Source organism: Cereibacter sphaeroides 2.4.1, from assembly GCF_000012905.2.
Classification (GTDB): Bacteria; Pseudomonadota; Alphaproteobacteria; order Rhodobacterales; family Rhodobacteraceae; genus Cereibacter_A; species Cereibacter_A sphaeroides.
This window is the reverse complement of record NC_007493.2, coordinates 1,094,482-1,112,870: the sequence shown is the minus strand read 5'-3', so window position 1 is coordinate 1,112,870 and position 18,389 is coordinate 1,094,482. Positions and strand designations below refer to the sequence as shown.

The window sequence follows — 18,389 nt, the reverse complement described above, 5'->3', positions numbered from 1 at the left end:
GCCAATCCCGGCCTCGGGCCGGCCTCATTCCTCGATCCGGGCCCGGAAGGTCAGGTCGATGCGCCGCGCGTCTCCCGAGCCGAGCCGTCGGGCCACCGCCTTCAGGAAATCGAGCCGCACCAGCCGACCCCGTTCGAGCGCGGGCGGCGCGGTCACCAGCGCGTCGGACAGGGCCAGGGCCACGCGCTTCGCTGCGAGAAACCCTGCCGCATCGGACATCACGCTGACGGTAAAGTCATGCCGGGCGCCGCGGCCGCTGCCGTCCGAGGCATCGCGGACCTCCTCGGGACCGATCAGGATCCAGGTTCCGCGCCCGCCGCCGCGGGGAACCGCGTCGTGGATCGGCACGCCCGCCAGCGCGGGCTGGCCCGAAAGATGCTCATACAGGGCCGCCTGAAGCGCGACCGCTCCCGCATAGCTCATGCCGGAACCTCCTCGCGCGCAAAGCACATGAGGTATCGCCCGTCCGCATCCTTCTCGGTCACGGCCAGCACCGGATAGAGACGCGCGCCCTCGCGGAAGCGCTGACCCGGCTGCGGCCGGGCGGCAGCGCCCGCGGGGGCTGCGCGCACCGTGATCCTCAGCGGCACCGTTCCGAGAGGGATTTCGATCCCTCGCGTCTCACGTCCTGCGCCGGGCTCGATCCGCCCCCAGACGATCCCGAGCGCCGTCCAGGACAGGATCGATCCCCCGGCGCCGTCCGCCCCTGCCACGGGCGCCTCGAGGACCAGCTGGCGGTTCAGCCTCTCGCTCATCAGACCGCCCCTCCACCCAGCACACGGACGGTGCGCCAGCGTTCAATAAGGCCCGTGACAGCCCGAGGCAGGCCGGCGGCCCCGAGGCCGGGTTCATAGCGGTTCTCGTAATAGTCGGCCGCCAGCAGCATCACGGCCTGCGCCAGATCGGCCGGCACGACGGACCAGTCGGCTCCGAAGCCCGCCTCGAACAGGATCTCGATCCGCCCGTCCTCCGGCGCCGCCGGCAGGACCGACCCGCGCGGCACCAGTTTCGGGCGATGCTGATCCCGCACCAGCCGCCAGAGCGTCGGCACAAGGGGAAAAGTCCGCCCCGCCGCATCGACGAGCGTCACCGACAGGATCTCGCCCACCGGCGCGATCGGCAGCGCTTGCGCCTCGTCTGTCCGCCATTCCTCCAGCATCAGCAGATAGCGCCGCGACAGCAGCACCTTGCCCGTCCGGCCCTCGATGGTGGTGATGGCCGCCCGGAGGAACGCCGCGAGCAGCGCCTCCTGCAGCCCCTCTTCGGTAAAGCCCGACCCGAGCCGCAGATGCTCCCTGAACCGGGCCATCGGCAGCGCGCTGTCTGGCACGGCCGTCTGCTCGATCAACATCATGAATGCCTCCGAAAGCTCCCGAGGGATGCGCGCGCCGGACGAAGCCGGCGCGCGCCCGCTGCGCCCCGTGCGAGGGCGGCCGTCCGCGGGGCCCTCAGGACACCGCGATCTTCAGGAGCTTGATCGCCGCATAGTCGCTGACATCGCCTCCCACGCGCTTCGTCGCATAGAAGAGGACATGGGGCTTGGCCGAGAACGGATCGCGCAGGACCCGCACCTCGGGCCGCTCGGCGATCGTGTAGCCGGCGGCGAAATCCCCGAAAGCGATGGCAAAGGCGCCCGCGGCAATGTCCGGCATGTCCTCGCACAGCAGAACCGGATATCCCATCAGCCGCGCAGGCTCCGCCGCCGCCAGCCCGTCCGACCACAGGAAGCGGCCGTCCGAGTCCTTCATCTTCCGCACCGCGCCCGCGGTCTTCGAATTCATCACGAAGGTCGCATTCGCGCGGTAATCGGCGCCGAGCGAATAGATCAGGGTGATGATACAATCGGCCGGGTTCGTGGCGAGGAAATCGCTCGCCGCACCCGAGGGGACATAGCCGATCGAGCCCCAGCTCCAGCTCGCGTTCGCAACCTTCGCCGGCGCCAGAAAGCCCCGCGGCTTGTCGATCCCGTCGCCGCTGACGAAGGCCGCGCTCTCGGCCCGCATGAAGCGCGTCGCGATCTTGCCCGCCAGCCAGCTCTCGACGTCGAAGGCCGAGTCGTCCAGAAGCCGCTGGCTCGCCTTCGGCATCGCCGACAGTTCGTGCAGCTTGATCGAGATCCGCTCGATGGTGGGCGAGGCGCTTTCGCTGATCGTGGCGGCCTCCGTGGCCCAGCCCGACCCCACCTCAGTGCGGTCGATCAGCACGTCGAAGCTCGTGGCTTCCACATGGACCACACCGGCGATCTGACGGATCGAGGCCGTGGACAGCAACATCGAGCGGATGGCGTCCGAGGTCTGCGGATCGACCAGATAGCCGCCGTCCGAGGCGACGCTCGCCGTCATCGCCTTGCCCTCGAGGACGAGGCCGCGCAGACCGTCGTCGTCGCCCGAGCGGAGATAGGCCCCGAACGCCTTGCGATGCGGCGCCTCCTGGTCGGCCGCGGCCGCCAGCGCCGGGCGCCCGTAGATCATGGTTTTGCGGTCCAGCATGGTCAAACGCTCTTCCTGTTGTTGCAGCACATTCTTCACCTCCTCCTGAAAGCGATTGATCTCCTTCAGGAAACCGGCCATTGCGGCTTTCGCCTCCACGGCCGGATCGGGGCCTGCGGACATGCCTGTCCCGGCCCGAGCCCAGGTCTCGGTCATCCTCGTCTTCCTCTGACTTGCGGTGGTTCGGGTCAGGCGCGGAGCTTCCCGGTCCGGCCTCCTGTTCAGCCCCCGGAGAGGCTTCGCCGGGCGTCCTCGAAGAGGTCGGCGATGTCCTGCCAGTCCAGCCCGTCACGGTCCTCGCCCTTGGCGGCGACCCGCGCCTCGGGCAGCATCGGGAAGGTGACGAGCGAGACCTCCCAGAGCTCGATCTCGGTCAGCAGCCGCCGACCCTTGGCATCCCGCTCGGCGCGCACCGTCCGGTAGCCGATCGACAGCCCGTCGAGCGCCTTCGCCGCAATCAGCGCGGCGGCTTCCCGGCCCCGTCCGATCTCGGGCAGGATATGGCCTCTGACCCACAGGCCGGTCTCGTCCTCGTGCACCTCGTCCCAGACGCCGATCACCTCGGCCGGGTCGTGCTGCCAGAGCATCTTCGCCCGCCGCCCCTGCGCCCGCATGGCCTCGAGCGAGGCGGCATAGGCGCCGCGCGCCACCACGTCGCCGCCGTTGTCCGCCCGCCCGAAGATCGACGCATAGCCCTCGATCACCGAGCCCTCGGACAAGACGAGCCCGGTCTCGGGCCGGTGAAACTTCCGTTCGGGCGCACCGAATTCGTCCCTCATTCGCATCCGCTCACTCCAAAAGGGCCCGCACGACGGCCTCCGCCCCCTGCATCAGCAGGAAGGCCGCGACACCGTAGAGCCAGAGCCACATCCGTTGCTCCACCCGCTCCAGCCCGTTCTCGATCCGGCCTAGGCGGAAATCGAGCGCCGTCCAGCGTTCGCCCGCGACCCGCTCGTTGGCCTCGATCCGGGCATGGGCCGCGTCGAAGCTCTGAAACAGGAACCGGGAGCCGCCCTGATCCATCTCACTCCTCCTTCGCGATCCTCGGCAGGCCGAGGAGCGTCCGCTTCTCGGCCTCCGTCAGAAAATCCGCCGCGGCGACCCGCGCCCACTGCTGATCCCGTTCCGCCGCCAGCGCCGGCACCTGATCGAGGTCGGGCCGCAGCTCCACCGCCTCGCCGCTGAAACTGCCGAGCCAGTGCGACAACGTGGCCGTGACCTTCGCCGCCAGCGGCAGCACCGTCAGCCGGTAGAAGGCCCGGTGCGCCTCCTGATAATTGGCATAGGTCGCCTCGCCGGGGATGCCGAGCAGCATCGGCGGCACGCCGAAGGCGATGGCGATCTCGCGCGCCGCGGCCTCCTTGGTGGTGTGAAACTCCATGTCGGAGGGCGAGAAGCCCATCGGCTTCCAGTCGAGCCCGCCCTCCAGCAGCATCGGCCGCCCCGCATTGCGCGCGCCCTGATGGTTGGCCTCGATCTCGCCCACCAGCCGGTCATACTGATCCGAGGACAGGGTTCCCTGCCCGTCCGAGCCGCGATAGACGATGGCCCCCGAGGGCCGGGCGGCATTGTCGAGCAAGGCCTTCGACCAGGCCGAGGCCGCCACATGCACGTCGAGCGCCACGGCCGCCGCCTGCAGCGGCGAGAAGCCGTAATGATCGTCCTGCGGATGGAAGGTGCGGATATGGCAGATCGGCAGGCGCGCCGCCGTCATGTCGAAGCGGATGCGCCGCCCGCCCACCGCATAATCGTAGGCCACCGGCCACCCGTCCGGCCCCGGCACGAGGCTCATCCGGTCCGAGCGCAGGAGATGCAGCTCTCCCGGCAGCCGCGCCGATCCGGCCACCGCCTCGAGATAGGCGTTCCCCGTCAGCAGAAGCTGCGCATAGAGCGCCTCGAGCAGCTCGGCCCGCCCCTGCAACGGGTTCGGCCGCGCGATCAGATCCAGCATCGGGTGGCTCTCGTAGCGCCGCCCCGCATCCTGCAGAACCAGAGGCAGCGCGGCCGCCGCCTCCGAGATCAGCTTGACCGACCGGAAGGCGATCGGATTGCCCAGAAACCCGTTCCGGGTCAGCGACACCATGTCCCGCGCGCTCCAGGCCACGCGCCCCGTGCTCCAGCCCACCACCGGCCCCGTGGCCGAGGCCTTGCGCTCGGGCGTCGGGGCGCGTGCCGGTTTCCTCAGGAAGTCGAACAGCATCAGCAAGAACTCCATTGTCGCGCGGACATGCGCCCCTGCCGGGCGCGGCTCGCGTCGCCTGCGGGGCCGGATCTAGAGCCGGCGCAGCCTCGGATAGACCCAGGCGCGCGCCGGCTCGATCATCAGCTCCGTCACCGCCCAGACCAGCGCATCGACCCGGTCGGGCGAGCCGCGGCCCTCGTAGCCGCGCAGCGTCATCCGGCACATCTGCTCTTCGAGCTCGCCCAGGCCCCGCAGATGGCGCACCCGCCCCTGCTCGTAGAGCGCGGCCACCGGCTCGGCCCGGGCGGCCTTCCCGCGCGAGGCATGCACCGCCCGGAACGGCACCAGCGGGTCGATCTGCCGGATCACCGCCTCGACCAGATCGCCGCCCTGATTGACCTCCGCCACCAGCCGGTCGGCCCCGTGACGCGCCAGCGCCTCGAGCGCCGCCCGTGCCCAGCGATCCGGGCTCGCGGCGCTCACCGAGGCATCCTCCAGCACCACCGCCCGCCAGTCCTGCGGCGGGCCGGCCGTCCGCGCGCCCACGACGAGGATGCCGCATTCGTCCGACGCCTCGGTCCCCGTCACCGGCGGGTCCACCGCCACCACGATCCGGTCGAGCGGCCCCGGCTCCTCCAGCCTCGAGGCCTCGATCCGCGCCGTGGTCCAGAGCGCGCCCTCCACATCCTCCAGCAGCAGCCCCTCCAGCTCCTGCCGCCCGAGCCGCGTGCCGTCGTAGCGGGCATGGACCTCGGCCAGAAACGACCGGGCGAGATAGGCCCGGTTCGCCTCCGTCGGCGCATGGGTCATCACCGTCGAGGGATTGTCGAGGATATGGCGCAAGACCGGCACGTTGCGCGGCGTCGTCGTCACCACCTGCCGCGGCTGATCGCCCAGCCGCAGCGAGAACTGCAGCATGTCCCAGGCCTCCTCGGCCCGGCCCCACTTCGCCAGTTCGTCGGCCCAGGCCGCATCGAACTGCGGCCCCCGAAGGCTCTCGGGGTCGTGGGCCGAGAAGATCTGCGCCACCGCCCCGTTCGGCCAGACGAGCCGCCTGCGCCCCGCCTCCCATTCGGGCCGCCGGTCGGGCGGCGAGCAGGCGAGGATCCCGCTCTCGCCGAAGACCATCACCTCGCGCGCCTGATCGATCGTCTCGCCCACCAGCGCCACATGGCGCGACCGCCCCGGATCGCCGGGACGCGCGCCCTCGACCTCGGCCCGCACCCATTCCGCGCCCGCCCGGGTCTTGCCCGCGCCGCGGCCGCCCATCACCACCCAGCTCTTCCAGACCCCTTCGGGCGGAAGCTGGTGCGGCAGCGCCCAGAACTCGAACATCCAGGGCAGCGCGAGCAACGCATTCGCGCTCAGTTGACCCAGAAACTCATCCACCTTGTCCGGCGTCGCGGAGGCGAGCCAGCCGGCGCCCGATCTCACGTCGGGCCGCGTCGAAGTCGAGGGCGTAGTCATGCACGATGCCGCCCGCGGTTCTGCGTAGCTTTTCAACCCTCGCCCTTTCATCCATCACCAGTTGAAGCGCGGCCTTGAGGTCCTTCACCGCCTGCACGGCGGCCCGGACTTCCTCGGCACGGCCTTCCGACAGCTTCCGTCGCGCGCGGACCAGATCCTCGGCCGCCTCGCGGTAAAGCTTCTCCGTCTCCGCCAGCAGGTCCACTGGCGGGGCTTTGTCGACGATCGTCATGCGCTGCTGCTTTCGCCTCCCGAGGCTCGGCCGGACAAAGGAAAAGCGGCCCCGGGTTGCCCCGTGCCGCTTGCCCACCTCTTCCATCCTGTCACAAGGGATACATCGGACCGCCCGCCAGGTCAAGCGGAAAATCCAGTGTCCTCAATGGCTTGGCGGACGACCCCTTAACCTTTCGGTAAGGATTGTCCGGCCGTCACTCGCCCTGGATGCCCACCGGCGGAGGCATCCCGCGCTCGGCCTCGATCTTGCGCCACGCGGCCACGTTGCGGTTGTGCTCGGCCAGCGTGGTGGCGAAGGCGTGCCCGCCGCTGCCATCGGCCACGAAATAGAGATAGTCGGTCTCGGCCGGGTTGAGCGCCGCCTCGATCGAGAGCCGCCCCGGGTTGGCGATGGGCGTGGGCGGCAGCCCGTCGATCACATAGGTGTTGTAATCGGTCCGGCGGCGCAGCTCGCTCTGGCGCAGGCCGCGCCCCAGCACGCCCTTGCCCTCGGTCAGGCCGTAGATCACCGTGGGGTCGGTCTGCAGCCGCATCCCCTGGGCCAGGCGGTTGACGAAGACGCTCGCCACCTGCGGCCGCTCGCTCGCGATGCCGGTCTCCTTCTCGACGATGCTCGCCATGACCATCGCCTCTTCCGGCGTGGCATAGGGCACATCCGCCGAACGCGCGGCCCAGAGTTCGGCGATGATGCGGGCCTGACGGTCCTGCATCTGCGCCAGAAGCGCCGCCCGGTCGTCGCCGCGGGCCACCTCGTAGCTGTCGGGGGCGAGCGATCCTTCGGGGGGAACCTCCTTGATCTCGCCCTGAAGGAACTCGGCCCTGCGCAGGCTCTCGACCACCTGCCAGCTCGTCACCCCTTCGGCAAGCGTCACGCGCCAGCGCAGGTCGCCCTCCTCGGCCGCCTCCGCATAGGCCTCGGGCGCCTCGCCTTCGCCGGGCACGAACTTCGCCACTTCGACATAGCGGCCGGCGGCCGCGTCGAACTCGCGCAGGATGATCTCGGCCGCCACCACCCCGATCCGGTAGTTCACCTCGCGCCCGCAGGTCGACTGGCCGCCCGCGGTCAGGATGTCGAGGATATCCCCCATCGAGGCCCGAGGCGGCAGCAGGTAGCTGCCGAACTTCAGCCCCGCGGCCTGATCGGAATAATCCGCGCCGATGCGGAAGATGCGCGCATCGCTGACCGCGCCCTGCTCTTCGAGCCTGCGGCTCACGACCGAGAGCGAGTCGCCCCGCTCCACCCGCAGGCAGACGGCCTCGGCGAGCGGGCCGGGGCCGGTATATTCCTGCCGTCCCCAGGCCAGCAACCCGGCCGCCGCCACCAGCACCACGATGAAGAGGGTCAGCGCGTTGGAGGCGACGGAGCGCCACATCACGAGGTGACCCGTCCCAGCACCAGCGACGCGTTCGTGCCGCCGAAGCCGAAGGAATTCGATAGCGCCACGTCGATCTTGCGCGGGCGCGCCGCCTTGGGTGCGAGGTCGATCCTCGCCTCCACGGCCGGGTTGTCGAGGTTCAGCGTGGGCGGCGCCACCTGATCGCGGATGGCCAGCACGCAGAAGATCGCCTCGACCGCGCCCGCAGCGCCCAGCAGGTGCCCGATGCTCGACTTGGTCGAGGACATGGTGGCCGCCGCCGCCGCCTCGCCCAGAAGCCGCTCGACCGCGCCGAGTTCGATCACGTCGGCCATGGTCGAGGTGCCGTGGGCGTTGATATAGTCGACCGCCGAGGGTTCGAGGCCCGCGCGCTTCAGCGCCATGGTCATCGAGCGGAAGCCGCCGTCCCCGTCTTCCGAGGGGGCGGTGATGTGGTAGGCATCGCCGGAAAGACCGTAGCCCAGCACCTCGGCATAGATCTTGGCGCCGCGCGCCCTGGCATGTTCATATTCCTCGAGCACGACGACGCCCGCGCCCTCGCCCATCACGAATCCGTCGCGGTCGGCGTCCCAGGGCCGCGAGGCGGCCTCGGGCTCGTTGCCCCGCTTGGTCGAGAGCGCCTTGCAGGCGTTGAAGCCCGCGATGCCGATCTCGGAGATCGGGCTCTCGGCGCCGCCCGCGAGCATCACGTCGGCATCGCCGAGCTGGATCAGCCGGGCCGCGTCGCCGATCGCATGGGCGCCGGTCGAGCAGGCGGTCACGACGGCATGGTTCGGACCCTTGTAGCCGAAGCGGATCGAGACCTGCCCCGAGGCCAGGTTGATGAGCGCCGAGGGGATGAAGAAGGGCGAGACGCGCTTCGGCCCCTTTTCCTTGATGAGCACGGCCGTGTCGGCGATGGCCGAGAGGCCGCCGATGCCCGAGCCGATCATCACGCCCGTGCGGCAGCGGTCTTCCTCGGATTGCGGCTCCCAGCCGGAATCCTTCACCGCCTGCGTGGCCGCGGCCATGGCATAGAGGATGAAATCGTCGACCTTGCGCCTGTCCTTGGGCTCCATCCAGTCGTCGGCGTTGAAGGTGCCGTCGCTGCCGTCGCCCACCGGGATCTCGCAGGCATATTGCGTGGTCACGTTGGACGTGTCGAACCGCTGGATCGGACCCGCGCCGGACTGCCCGGCCAGCAGCCGCTTCCAGGTCTCCTCGACGCCGCACGCCAGCGGCGTGACCATGCCCAGCCCCGTGACAACCACTCGACGCATGCCATGACTCCTCTGCCAGCCCGTCGTCGGGCCCATGTGGGTTGCGGTCTTACACGCGCCTACCGCCCTCCGCAACAAGCGGAGCCACCGCCCTGCGCCCGTCCGCCGGCCGACCGGCCCGCCCCCCCCGCACCCTGCGGTACCGGAGGAGCCGGCCGCGGGGGCATCGAACCCCCGCAGCCGGCGTTGCCACGGACAAGGCTCCGCCGCCGCCCTTCCCGGCGCGGCAGAGGACGGGCCGGGCGCTCCCATGCCGCGACCGGATCGGACGGCGCCTCCTCCTCCCGGTCACGGCGAGGCCCACCCGGAGGGCACCCGACAGTGCGGCCGACGCCAGACAGCATCTCAGGCCGGTCCGTGCCGCTGCGCGCAGCAACCACCACCCACCGCCGGCGGCGGAGTTGACAGCCGGCATCCTTGTCCGGAAACGAAAAACCCCCGCCGAGCGCCGCTCGACGGGGGTCCGAAATGCCCAGGCGGATCGCCCGGCGGAAGCTCAGGCGGCTTCCGAGATGAACTTCACCGCATCGCCGAAGGTCTGGATGGTTTCGGCCGCATCGTCCGGGATCTCGATGCCGAACTCTTCCTCGAAGGCCATCACGAGCTCGACCGTGTCGAGGCTGTCCGCGCCGAGGTCGTCGATGAACGAGGCATTCTCGGTCACCTTCTCCTCTTCGACGCCCAGATGCTCGACGACGATCTTCTTCACGCGATCAGCGATGTCGCTCATGTCACTTCCTCATTCGTTGCGGGAGGGTTCCCGGCTCGTTGTCCCTTGCCCTGCAGGCAACTGGTGCAGTTCAGCCGGAGGCGTCAGCCCCGGCAACTCTGACGGGCCTATAGCAAGGCTCTTTCGTCAAGGCAAACGCTTTCCCGCGCCGAAAGTGCCGCACGTCCATCGGCCTTTTTCACAGCATCGCCATGCCGCCGTTCACATGGAGCGTGGCCCCCGTCACATAGCCCGCCGCGGGACTGGCCAGATAGAGCACGGCCGCCGCGATATCGTCGGGGGCGCCCATCCGGCCCATCGGCACCTGACCCAGAATCCGCGCCTTCTGCTCGTCGTTCAGCTTGTCGGTCATCGCGGTCGCGATGAAGCCCGGCGCCACCGCATTGACGGTGATGCCGCGGCTCGCCACCTCGGCCGCAAAGCTTTTCGACATGGCCACGACGCCCGCCTTCGAGGCGGCATAATTGGCCTGCCCCGGATTGCCCGTCGCGCCCACGATGGAGGTGATGTTGACGATCCGCCCCCAGCGCGCCTTCATCATGCCGCGCAGCACGCCGCGGCAGAGCCGGAAGGTCGAGGTCAGGTTCACCTCGATCACCTGCTCCCAATCCTCGTCCGACATGCGCATGGCGAGCTGATCGCGGGTGATGCCCGCATTGTTCACGAGGATGTCGACCGCGCCCATCGCCTCGGCCGCCTGCTTCGGCAGCGCCTCGACGGCCGCCGCATCCGAGAGGTTGCAGGCGAGCACATGGGCGCGATCCCCCAGCTCGGCCGCCAGCTCTTCGAGCGGTCCCGTCCGCGTGCCGGAGAGCGCCACCGTCGCCCCCGCCGCATGGAGCGCGCGCGCGATGCCGCCGCCGATGCCGCCCGAAGCGCCGGTGATGAGCGCCGATTTTCCCGTCAGATCGAACATGGTCCGTCTCCTCGCAATGGCTTTGCCGCCCTTTACCAGCGGCGGCCCCGCCGCGCCACCCGGCTTGGCCCCCGCGCGGCCGCGACAGGATCGACGCGGGCCGCGCAAGGCGGCGCGCCGAAGCCCCCGCAGCCTCTTCCGGTTTTCGTGACCGCGCGCGGGGCGGCAGAGCGCCGGCCGCGGCCTTTCTCCCCTTGACCTCGCGCGCACTCCGGTGAAAACACCGCCATGGCCACCGCGACCCTCACCATCGACCTGGACGCCATCGCCGCCAACTGGCGCGCGCTCGACCAGATGACCGCCTCCGACTGCCAGACCGGCGCCGTCGTGAAGGCTGACAGCTACGGGCTCGGCGCGGCCAAGGTCGCCCATGCCCTCGCGCGGGCCGGTGCCCGCCGCTTCTTCGTCGCCACCTGCGAGGAAGGGGCCGACGTGCGCCGCGCGCTCGGCTCCGGGCCGCAGATCTGCGTCTTCTCGGGGCATATGGAGGGCGACACCGCCCTCATCCGCGATTTCGACCTGACGCCGATGCTGAACTCGATCGACCAGCTCACCCGGCATTTCGAGGCGCTGGGCGGCCAGCCCTTCGGCCTGCAGCTCGACAGCGGGATGAACCGGCTCGGGCTCGAGCCCGGCGAATGGGAGGCCGTGGCCGGCTTCGCGCTCGAGGCGGGACCGGAACTGCTGATGAGTCACCTCGCCTGTTCGGACGATCCCGACCATCCGATGAATGCCGAGCAGCTCGGCGCCTTCCGGGCCATGACCGACGGCACCGGCGTGCCGCGCTCGCTCTCGGCCACGGGCGGCATCCTGCTGGGCCCCGCCTGGCATTTCGAGCTGACCCGCCCCGGCATCGGCCTCTACGGCGGCCGCCCGTTCGAGAATGCGCGCCCGGTGGTGCGGCTCTCGCTGCCGGTGATCCAGGTGCGCGAGGTCGAGATCGGCGAGCCCGTGGGCTATTCCAACACCTGGACGGCCGAACATACCTCGACCATCGCCACGGTCGCCGCGGGCTATGCCGACGGGCTGCCGCGCACGCTGTCCTCGCGCGCCACGCTTTATGCGGGCCGGGTGCCCTGCCCGCTGGTGGGCCGGGTGTCGATGGATCTCATCACGGTGGATGTGAGCCACCTGCCCGAAGTGCCCGAGACGCTCGACATCCTCGGGCCGCACCAGACGCCGGACGATCTGGCCGACACGGCGGGAACCATCGGCTACGAGATCCTGACGAGCCTCGGCCGCCGCTACCAGCGCCGCTACGGGGCCCTCGCGGCGTGAGCGCCGCAGCCCCCATCGCCGCCCTCGGACGCGCCACCCTCGGGATGCTGGCGGCCGTGGGCCGCATCGCGCTCTTTGCGGGCGCGGTGGTGAGCCATATCTTCCGCCCCCCCTTCTACCCGCGCGAGCTTCTGACCGCGCTGATCCAGATCGGCTGGCTGTCGCTGCCGGTGGTGGGGCTGACCGCGATCTTCACCGGCGGGGCGCTCGCGCTCCAGATCTATGCCGGCGGCGCGCGCTTCTCGGCCGAGGCGGTGGTGCCCTCCATCGTGGCCATCGGCATGACGCGCGAGCTGGGCCCGGTTCTGGGCGGGCTCATGGTGGCGGCCCGCGTGGCCTCCTCCATCGCGGCCGAGATCGGCACGATGAAGGTGACCGAGCAGATCGACGCGCTCGTGACCCTGTCGACGAACCCGCTGAAATATCTGGCCGTGCCCCGCGTGCTGGCAGCCACCCTCGCCGTGCCGATCCTCGTGGCGGTGGGCGATTCCATCGGCATCGCGGGCGGCTGGCTCGTGGGGGTGAACCGGCTCGACTTCAACTCGGCCACCTACATCAAGAACACGACCGACTTCCTCGAGGTCTGGGACGTGGGCTCGGGCCTCGTGAAGGGCGCGGCCTTCGGCTTCATCGTGGCGCTGATGGGCTGCTATCACGGCATGAACTCGGGCCGCGGCGCGCAGGGCGTGGGCCGGGCCACCAAATCCGCCGTCGTGGCGGCCTCGGTGCTGATCCTCGCCGCGAACTACCTGCTGACGGAGGTGTTCTTCACCTCATGATCGAGCTTTCCGGCGTCACCAAGAGCTTCGGCGCGAACCAGGTCCTGCGCGGCATCGACCTGCGGGTCGAGAGCAACAGCTCGATGGTCATCATCGGCGGCTCGGGCACGGGCAAGTCGGTGCTGCTCAAGTGCATTCTGGGCCTCGTCCATCCCGACAGGGGCCAGATCCTTCTGAACGACGAGGATGTGACGCGCGCCGAGCGCGATGCCTTCCTCGCCCGCTTCGGGATGCTGTTTCAGGGCGCGGCGCTCTTCGATTCGCTCCATGTCTGGGAGAACGTGGCCTTCCGGCTGCTCCGCGGCGCGCAGAAGCGGCCCAAGGCCGAGGCGCGCGAGATCGCCATCGAGAAGCTGCGCCGGGTGGGCCTCGGCCCGCAGGTGGCCGACCTCTATCCGGCGGAACTCTCCGGGGGCATGCAGAAGCGCGTGGGTCTCGCCCGCGCCATCGCCGCCGATCCCGAGATCATCTTCTTCGACGAGCCCACAACCGGGCTCGATCCGATCATGGCAGGCGTCATCAACGACCTCATCCGCGAGATCGTGACCGAGATGGGCGCGACCGCCATGACCATCACCCATGACATGACCTCTGTGCGCGCCATCGCGGACAATGTGGCGATGCTCCACCGCGGCAAGATCCGCTGGACGGGCCCCGTCTCGGAGCTCGACACCACGCCCGACCCCTACGTCCAGCAGTTCATCCACGGTCGCGCCGAGGGTCCGATCGAGGCGCTGCGCTAGATGCTGCGCGCGGCCAACCTCGCGCTTCTCCTCCTCTTCCCGGTCGCCTGGTTCGCGCCCCTGATGCGGGCGGGGATGCTGCCGCTCTTCGGCCTGTCCGAGATCTCGGTGGTCTCGGGCCTCCAGTCGCTCTGGAGCACCGACGTGGGCCTCGCGCTGCTCGTGACCTTCTTCGCGATCTTCGCGCCCTACCTGAAGACCATCGGTCTGGCGCTTCTCCATGCGGGGCTTCTGTCGCCCCGCGTCCTGCCCGCGCTGCATCTGCTGGGCCGGCTCGCCATGGCCGACATCTTCCTGATCGCGCTCTATATCGTGCTCATCAAGGGGGTGGGCCTCGCCACGGTCGAGACCGCCTGGGGCCTCTGGCTCTTCACCGGCTGCATCCTCGCCTCGCTCGCCCTCTCCTTCCTCACGCCCGCGCGCTGACCGGCGCTGCCGGAACATGAGCCGGGTTCGCGCCGGAGCGCCCGGCGGAGGCGACGCGCGCACCGCCGATTGCGGACCTGGCCTGCGTCAGGCGCGGCTTGCGCCGCTCCGCGCGAGGGGGCAAAAGGCGCCATGGCCAAATCCTCCCCCGTCTTCACCTGCCAGACCTGCGGCGCCGTCCACCGCAAGTGGGCCGGGCGCTGCGACGCCTGCGGCGCCTGGAACTCGATCGTCGAGGAAACGCCTTTGTCGAGCGGGCCGAAGGCACTGGGCTCCAAGGGCCGCACCATCGCGCTGAGCGACCTCGCGACCGAAGAGGCGGCGCCGCCGCGCACCTCCTCGGGCATCGACGAGCTCGACCGCGTGCTGGGCGGCGGCCTCGTGCCCGCCTCGGCGATCCTCGTGGGCGGCGATCCCGGCATCGGCAAGTCGACCCTCCTTTTGCAGGCCGCGGCGAGCTTCGCCAATGGCGGGGTGAAGTGCCTCTATATCTCGGGCGAGGAGGCGGCGGCGCAGGTGCGGATGCGCGCCCAACGGCTCGGCCTCGGACAGGCGCCGGTGGCTCTCGGCGCCGAGACCAACCTGCGCGACATCCTGACCACGCTCGACGCCGAGCGCCCGGCGCTGGCCATCATCGACTCGATCCAGACCATGTGGCTCGACAATGTGGAATCCGCCCCCGGCTCGGTGGCGCAGGTCCGCGCCTCGGCCCACGAACTCGTGACCTTCGCCAAGCGGCGCGGCGTGGCCATCGTCATCGTGGGCCATGTGACGAAGGAGGGCCAGATCGCGGGCCCGCGCGTCGTCGAGCATATGGTCGATACGGTGCTCTATTTCGAGGGCGAGCGCGGCCACCAGTTCCGCATCCTGCGCGCGGTCAAGAACCGCTTCGGCCCGGCCGACGAGATCGGCGTCTTCGAGATGACGGGCGGCGGGCTCGCGCAGGTCGCGAACCCCTCCGCCCTCTTTCTGTCCGACCGCGACCAGCCCGCGCCGGGCTCGGCCGTCTTCGCGGGCATCGAGGGCACCCGCCCCGTCCTCACCGAGATCCAGGCCCTCGTCTCGCCCTCGCCGCTCGGCACCCCGCGCCGGACGGTGGTGGGCCTCGACAGCGGCCGGCTCTCGACCATCCTCGCCGTCCTCGAGGCGCGCTGCGGTATCCCCTTCGCGGGCCTCGATGTTTTCCTCAACGTGGCGGGCGGGATGCGCGTCTCCGAGCCTGCGGCCGACCTCGCCGTGGCCGCGGCCCTCGTCTCGGCCCGCGAAGATGTGGCAATTCCGCCCGACATGGTGCTTTTCGGCGAGATCTCCCTCTCGGGTGCCCTCCGCCCGGTGGCCCAGACCGAAAGCCGCTTGAAAGAGGCCTCGAAACTTGGTTTCTCGCAGGCAATCGCGCCGACCCGCTCGAAAGTGGGTCAGGACGAGGGAATGCGGGTGCGTCAGATGCCCGACCTCGCGGCATTCGTGGGTGAGATGTTCGGGGCCGGGTAACGCCGAAGGAGCAGGCACATGGAAGGCTTTACCATCATCGACGCCGTGGTTGCGGCCGTCATCGTGCTGTCGGCGATCCTCGCCTACTCGCGCGGCCTCGTGCGCGAGGTCATGGCCATCGCGGGCTGGATCGCGGCGGCCGTGCTGGCCTTCGTCTTCGCGGCGCAGGCGCAGCCGCTCATCAAGGAGGTGCCGGTCGTCGGCGACTTCCTCGGCGACAGCTGCGAGCTTTCGATCATCGCGGCCTTCGCGGCCGTCTTTGCCCTCGGCCTCGTGCTGCTCTCGCTCTTCACGCCGCTCTTTTCCTCGGCCATCCGCAATTCCGCGCTGGGCGGCCTCGACCAGAGCCTCGGCTTCCTCTTCGGCGTGCTGCGCGGTGTGGTGCTCGTGGCGGTGGCGCTGATCGTCTACGACCGGGCCGTGGCCTCCGAGACCATCCCGATGGTGGACAATTCCCGCTCGGCCCGTGTCTTCGCCTCGTTCCAGGAGAACATCGACCAGTCGATCCCCTCGGACGCGCCCGGCTGGATCGTGGCGCGCTACGAGCAGCTGGTGAGCAGCTGCGCCCTGCCCGCCACGCAGGCACCGGCGCCCACCACGCCCGCGACACCGGCCCCCGCACCCGCCAACTGACGGAGCACGGCTTTGTGAGGGTGACAGCGGCGTGACAAGCCACTACATGAGGGGCCAATCTCCCCTCGGATTCGGAGCCCTCCCATGCGCCCCTTCCTGAGCCACCCCTTCGACGATGACAAGTTGAAGGAAGAGTGCGGCGTTTTCGGTGTCATCGGTGTGTCTGACGCAGCCAACTTCGTAGCCCTCGGCATGCACGCGCTGCAGCACCGCGGGCAGGAGGCGGGCGGCATCGTCTCCCACGATCCCGAGCAGGGCTTCAATTCCGCCCGCCGCTTCGGCTATGTGCGCGACAACTTCACCGATCCCGACACGATGGCCACCCTGCCCGGCGCGCTGGCCATCGGCCATGTGCGCTATTCGACCGCCGGCTCGAAGGGATCCACCGCCATCCGCGACGTGCAGCCCTTCTTCGGCGAGTTCGCCATGGGCGGGGCAGCGGTCGCGCACAACGGCAACCTCACCAACGCGGCCGCGCTGCGGCGCGAGCTGATCGAGCGGGGCTCGATCTTCCAGTCCTCATCGGACAGCGAGTGCATCATCCACCTGATGGCGCGCTCGATCCAGAAGAACATCCCCGAGCGGATGAAGGACGCGCTGCGCCGCGTCGAGGGCGCCTTCTCGGTCGTCGCCATGACCCGCACCAAGCTGATCGGCGTCCGTGACCCACTGGGCGTGCGCCCGCTGGTGATCGGCCGGATCGGCGAGGGCTGGGCGCTGTCGTCGGAGACCTGCGGCCTCGACATCATCGGCGCCGAGTTCATCCGCGAGGTCGAGCCGGGCGAGATGGTGGTGATCGACGAGACCCGCGGCATCGAGAGCTTCCATCCGTTCGAGCGCCGCGCCGCCCGGTTCTGCATCTTCGAACATGTGTATTTCTCGCGGCCGGATTCGATCCTCGGCGGCCGCTCGGTCTACGAGACCCGGCGCCAGATCGGGGTGGAACTGGCCAAGGAAGCGCCCGTCGATGCCGATCTGGTCTGTCCGGTGCCCGACTCGGGCACCCCGGCCGCCATCGGCTTCAGCCAGCAGTCGGGCATTCCCTATGCGATGGGCATCATCCGCAACCAGTACATGGGGCGGACCTTCATCGAGCCGACCGAGCAGATCCGCAACATGGGCGTGCGGCTGAAGCTGAACGTCAACCGTGCGCTCATCAAGGGCAAGCGGGTGATCCTCGTGGACGATTCGGTGGTCCGCGGCACCACGTCGCGCAAGATCAAGGACATGATCCTCGATGCGGGCGCGGCCGAGGTCCATTTCCGCATCGCCTCGCCGCCGACGGCCTGGCCCTGCTTCTACGGCGTGGACACGCCCGAGCGGGGCAAGCTTCTCGCCGCGAACATGTCCGAAGACGAGATGCGCGACTGGATCGGGGTGGATTCGCTGCGCTTCATCTCGCTCGACGGGCTCTATCGCGCCGTGGGCGAGGCCGGCGGCCGCGATCCGAACGCGCCGCGCTACTGCGACGCCTGCTTCTCGGGCGACTATCCGGTCGCGCCCTCCGACAAGATCGAGCAGGGATTCGAGATGAAGGCGGCCGAGTAGCCGCCCGCGCGACCGGCGGGCGCATGTCCCATGGGTTGCGCGCCCCGGCATTTCCCGCCATAGGCTGAAGCGCCGCCGGCCCCGAGCCGCGGCGCTTTTCAGTCAGAAGGCCGCGATCCATGAGCACCCTGCCCTCGCCCCGCATTGCCCTTGTCACCGGAGCCTCGCGCGGGCTCGGCACCGCGATCGCCGAGGAGCTGGGCGTAGCGGGCTGGCACGTCATCGCGGTGGCGCGCACGACGGGCGGGCTCGAGGACATGGACGACCGCATGCGGGGGCGCCGCCCCGGGGCCGAGCCCGCGACGCTCGCGCCGATGGATGTGACGAACGACGATGCGATGCGCCATCTCTGCCGCTCGATCTTCGACCGCTGGGGCGCCGTGCATCTCTGGGTTCATGCGGCGGTCCATGCCGCGCCGCTCTGCCCGACAGGCCATCTCGATCCGAAGGACTGGGAGAAGTCGATCGCGACGAACGTGCGCGCGACCGGTATCCTGATCCCGATGGTCGAGCCGCTCTTGCGCGCGGGTCAGGGCACGGCGCTGTTCTTCGACGACCGCCATGCCGGCGAGCCCTTCTTCGGCGCCTATGGCGCGACCAAGGCCGCGCAGATCGCGCTTGTGCGCAGCTGGCAGGCCGAGACGCAGAAGATCGGCCCGCGCGTGCTGATCGAGACGCCCGTGCCGCTGCCGACCGCCACCCGCGGGCGCTTCTTCCCGGGCGAGGATCGCGACCAGCTCACCGACATCCATACCGAGGCGAAGCGGATCCTCGCGGGGCTCTGACGGGGCAGCAGGTCCTTTAAGAGCGCCGCCCGCCTGAGGGCGGCGCTCCTGCC

21 protein-coding genes are annotated in these 18,389 nt (G+C 70.0%); 8 read left to right on the top strand and 13 right to left on the bottom strand.

Translation table 11 applies throughout. The features are described from left to right. Positions 1 to 24 precede the first annotated feature (24 nt). From RSP_RS05440 to fabG, 13 genes are all read right to left on the bottom strand, one after another. Positions 25 to 423 (bottom strand): DUF3168 domain-containing protein, encoded by a 399-nt coding sequence (locus tag RSP_RS05440; RefSeq protein ID WP_011337514.1) that lies wholly within the window; start codon positions 421 to 423, stop codon positions 25 to 27. After that, positions 420 to 755 (bottom strand): head-tail adaptor protein, encoded by a 336-nt coding sequence (locus RSP_RS05435; protein ID WP_011337513.1) that lies wholly within the window; start codon positions 753 to 755, stop codon positions 420 to 422. The genes RSP_RS05440 and RSP_RS05435 overlap by 4 nt, the downstream gene beginning before the upstream one ends. Further along, positions 755 to 1,354 carry a head-tail connector protein gene (locus tag RSP_RS05430; protein WP_011337512.1) on the bottom strand — a complete coding sequence of 200 codons (600 nt, stop codon included), beginning with the start codon at positions 1,352 to 1,354 and terminating at the stop codon, positions 755 to 757. Before RSP_RS05430 ends, RSP_RS05435 begins: the two co-directional genes overlap by 1 nt. Before the next feature lie 94 nt (positions 1,355 to 1,448). Continuing rightward, positions 1,449 to 2,645, bottom strand: a complete 1,197-nt coding sequence (locus RSP_RS05425) for a phage major capsid protein (protein WP_011337511.1) — start codon at positions 2,643 to 2,645, stop codon at positions 1,449 to 1,451. Between the two features lie 65 nt (positions 2,646 to 2,710). Beyond that, on the bottom strand, positions 2,711 to 3,274 hold the full coding sequence (locus tag RSP_RS05420; RefSeq protein WP_011337510.1) for an HK97 family phage prohead protease: 564 nt from the start codon (positions 3,272 to 3,274) through the stop codon (positions 2,711 to 2,713). Positions 3,275 to 3,278: 4 nt separating this feature from the next. Continuing rightward, complete coding sequence (locus RSP_RS05415; RefSeq protein ID WP_002719622.1) at positions 3,279 to 3,512, bottom strand: GTA head formation protein, RCAP_rcc01685 family; 234 nt, start codon at positions 3,510 to 3,512, stop codon at positions 3,279 to 3,281. 1 nt (position 3,513) lies between these two features. After that, on the bottom strand, positions 3,514 to 4,689 hold the full coding sequence (locus tag RSP_RS05410; RefSeq protein ID WP_011337509.1) for a phage portal protein: 1,176 nt from the start codon (positions 4,687 to 4,689) through the stop codon (positions 3,514 to 3,516). A gap of 72 nt (positions 4,690 to 4,761) precedes the next feature. Then, positions 4,762 to 6,060: a DNA-packaging protein gene (locus RSP_RS05405; RefSeq protein ID WP_023003587.1), complete on the bottom strand. Its 1,299-nt coding sequence runs from the start codon at positions 6,058 to 6,060 to the stop codon at positions 4,762 to 4,764. Then, the gene (locus RSP_RS05400) at positions 6,053 to 6,370 is read right to left on the bottom strand and encodes a hypothetical protein (RefSeq protein WP_002719619.1); all 318 of its coding nucleotides are present in this window, start codon (positions 6,368 to 6,370) and stop codon (positions 6,053 to 6,055) included. The genes RSP_RS05405 and RSP_RS05400 overlap by 8 nt, the downstream gene beginning before the upstream one ends. A gap of 196 nt (positions 6,371 to 6,566) precedes the next feature. Further along, positions 6,567 to 7,745: an endolytic transglycosylase MltG gene (mltG, locus tag RSP_RS05395; protein ID WP_017140158.1), complete on the bottom strand. Its 1,179-nt coding sequence runs from the start codon at positions 7,743 to 7,745 to the stop codon at positions 6,567 to 6,569. Then, the gene (gene fabF, locus RSP_RS05390; protein ID WP_011337505.1) at positions 7,745 to 9,007 is read right to left on the bottom strand and encodes a beta-ketoacyl-ACP synthase II; all 1,263 of its coding nucleotides are present in this window, start codon (positions 9,005 to 9,007) and stop codon (positions 7,745 to 7,747) included. The genes mltG and fabF overlap by 1 nt, the downstream gene beginning before the upstream one ends. Positions 9,008 to 9,503: 496 nt before the next feature. Next, on the bottom strand, positions 9,504 to 9,737 hold the full coding sequence (locus RSP_RS05385) for an acyl carrier protein (protein ID WP_002719616.1): 234 nt from the start codon (positions 9,735 to 9,737) through the stop codon (positions 9,504 to 9,506). 178 nt (positions 9,738 to 9,915) lie between these two features. Then, positions 9,916 to 10,653, bottom strand: a complete 738-nt coding sequence (gene fabG, locus RSP_RS05380) for a 3-oxoacyl-ACP reductase FabG (RefSeq protein ID WP_002719615.1) — start codon at positions 10,651 to 10,653, stop codon at positions 9,916 to 9,918. 228 nt (positions 10,654 to 10,881) lie between these two features. Here fabG and alr point away from each other — a divergent pair, with 228 nt between their 5' ends. The 8 genes from alr to RSP_RS05340 all read left to right on the top strand — a co-directional run bounded on the left by alr (position 10,882) and on the right by RSP_RS05340 (position 18,336). Then, positions 10,882 to 11,931: an alanine racemase gene (alr, locus tag RSP_RS05375; protein WP_011337504.1), complete on the top strand. Its 1,050-nt coding sequence runs from the start codon at positions 10,882 to 10,884 to the stop codon at positions 11,929 to 11,931. Continuing rightward, complete coding sequence (locus RSP_RS05370) at positions 11,928 to 12,710, top strand: MlaE family ABC transporter permease (protein WP_002719613.1); 783 nt, start codon at positions 11,928 to 11,930, stop codon at positions 12,708 to 12,710. The genes alr and RSP_RS05370 overlap by 4 nt, the downstream gene beginning before the upstream one ends. Further along, positions 12,707 to 13,453: an ABC transporter ATP-binding protein gene (locus RSP_RS05365; RefSeq protein WP_002719612.1), complete on the top strand. Its 747-nt coding sequence runs from the start codon at positions 12,707 to 12,709 to the stop codon at positions 13,451 to 13,453. Before RSP_RS05370 ends, RSP_RS05365 begins: the two co-directional genes overlap by 4 nt. Then, positions 13,454 to 13,879, top strand: a complete 426-nt coding sequence (locus RSP_RS05360) for a paraquat-inducible protein A (protein WP_002719611.1) — start codon at positions 13,454 to 13,456, stop codon at positions 13,877 to 13,879. 132 nt (positions 13,880 to 14,011) lie between these two features. Then, positions 14,012 to 15,370 (top strand): DNA repair protein RadA, encoded by a 1,359-nt coding sequence (radA, locus tag RSP_RS05355; RefSeq protein ID WP_002719610.1) that lies wholly within the window; start codon positions 14,012 to 14,014, stop codon positions 15,368 to 15,370. Positions 15,371 to 15,388: 18 nt separating this feature from the next. Further along, positions 15,389 to 16,003, top strand: coding sequence for a CvpA family protein (locus RSP_RS05350; RefSeq protein WP_002719609.1), 615 nt, complete (start codon positions 15,389 to 15,391; stop codon positions 16,001 to 16,003). 84 nt (positions 16,004 to 16,087) lie between these two features. Further along, positions 16,088 to 17,551, top strand: coding sequence for an amidophosphoribosyltransferase (purF, locus tag RSP_RS05345; RefSeq protein WP_002719608.1), 1,464 nt, complete (start codon positions 16,088 to 16,090; stop codon positions 17,549 to 17,551). Positions 17,552 to 17,670: 119 nt separating this feature from the next. Further along, positions 17,671 to 18,336 carry an SDR family NAD(P)-dependent oxidoreductase gene (locus RSP_RS05340; protein ID WP_011337503.1) on the top strand — a complete coding sequence of 222 codons (666 nt, stop codon included), beginning with the start codon at positions 17,671 to 17,673 and terminating at the stop codon, positions 18,334 to 18,336. Positions 18,337 to 18,389 lie beyond the last annotated feature (53 nt).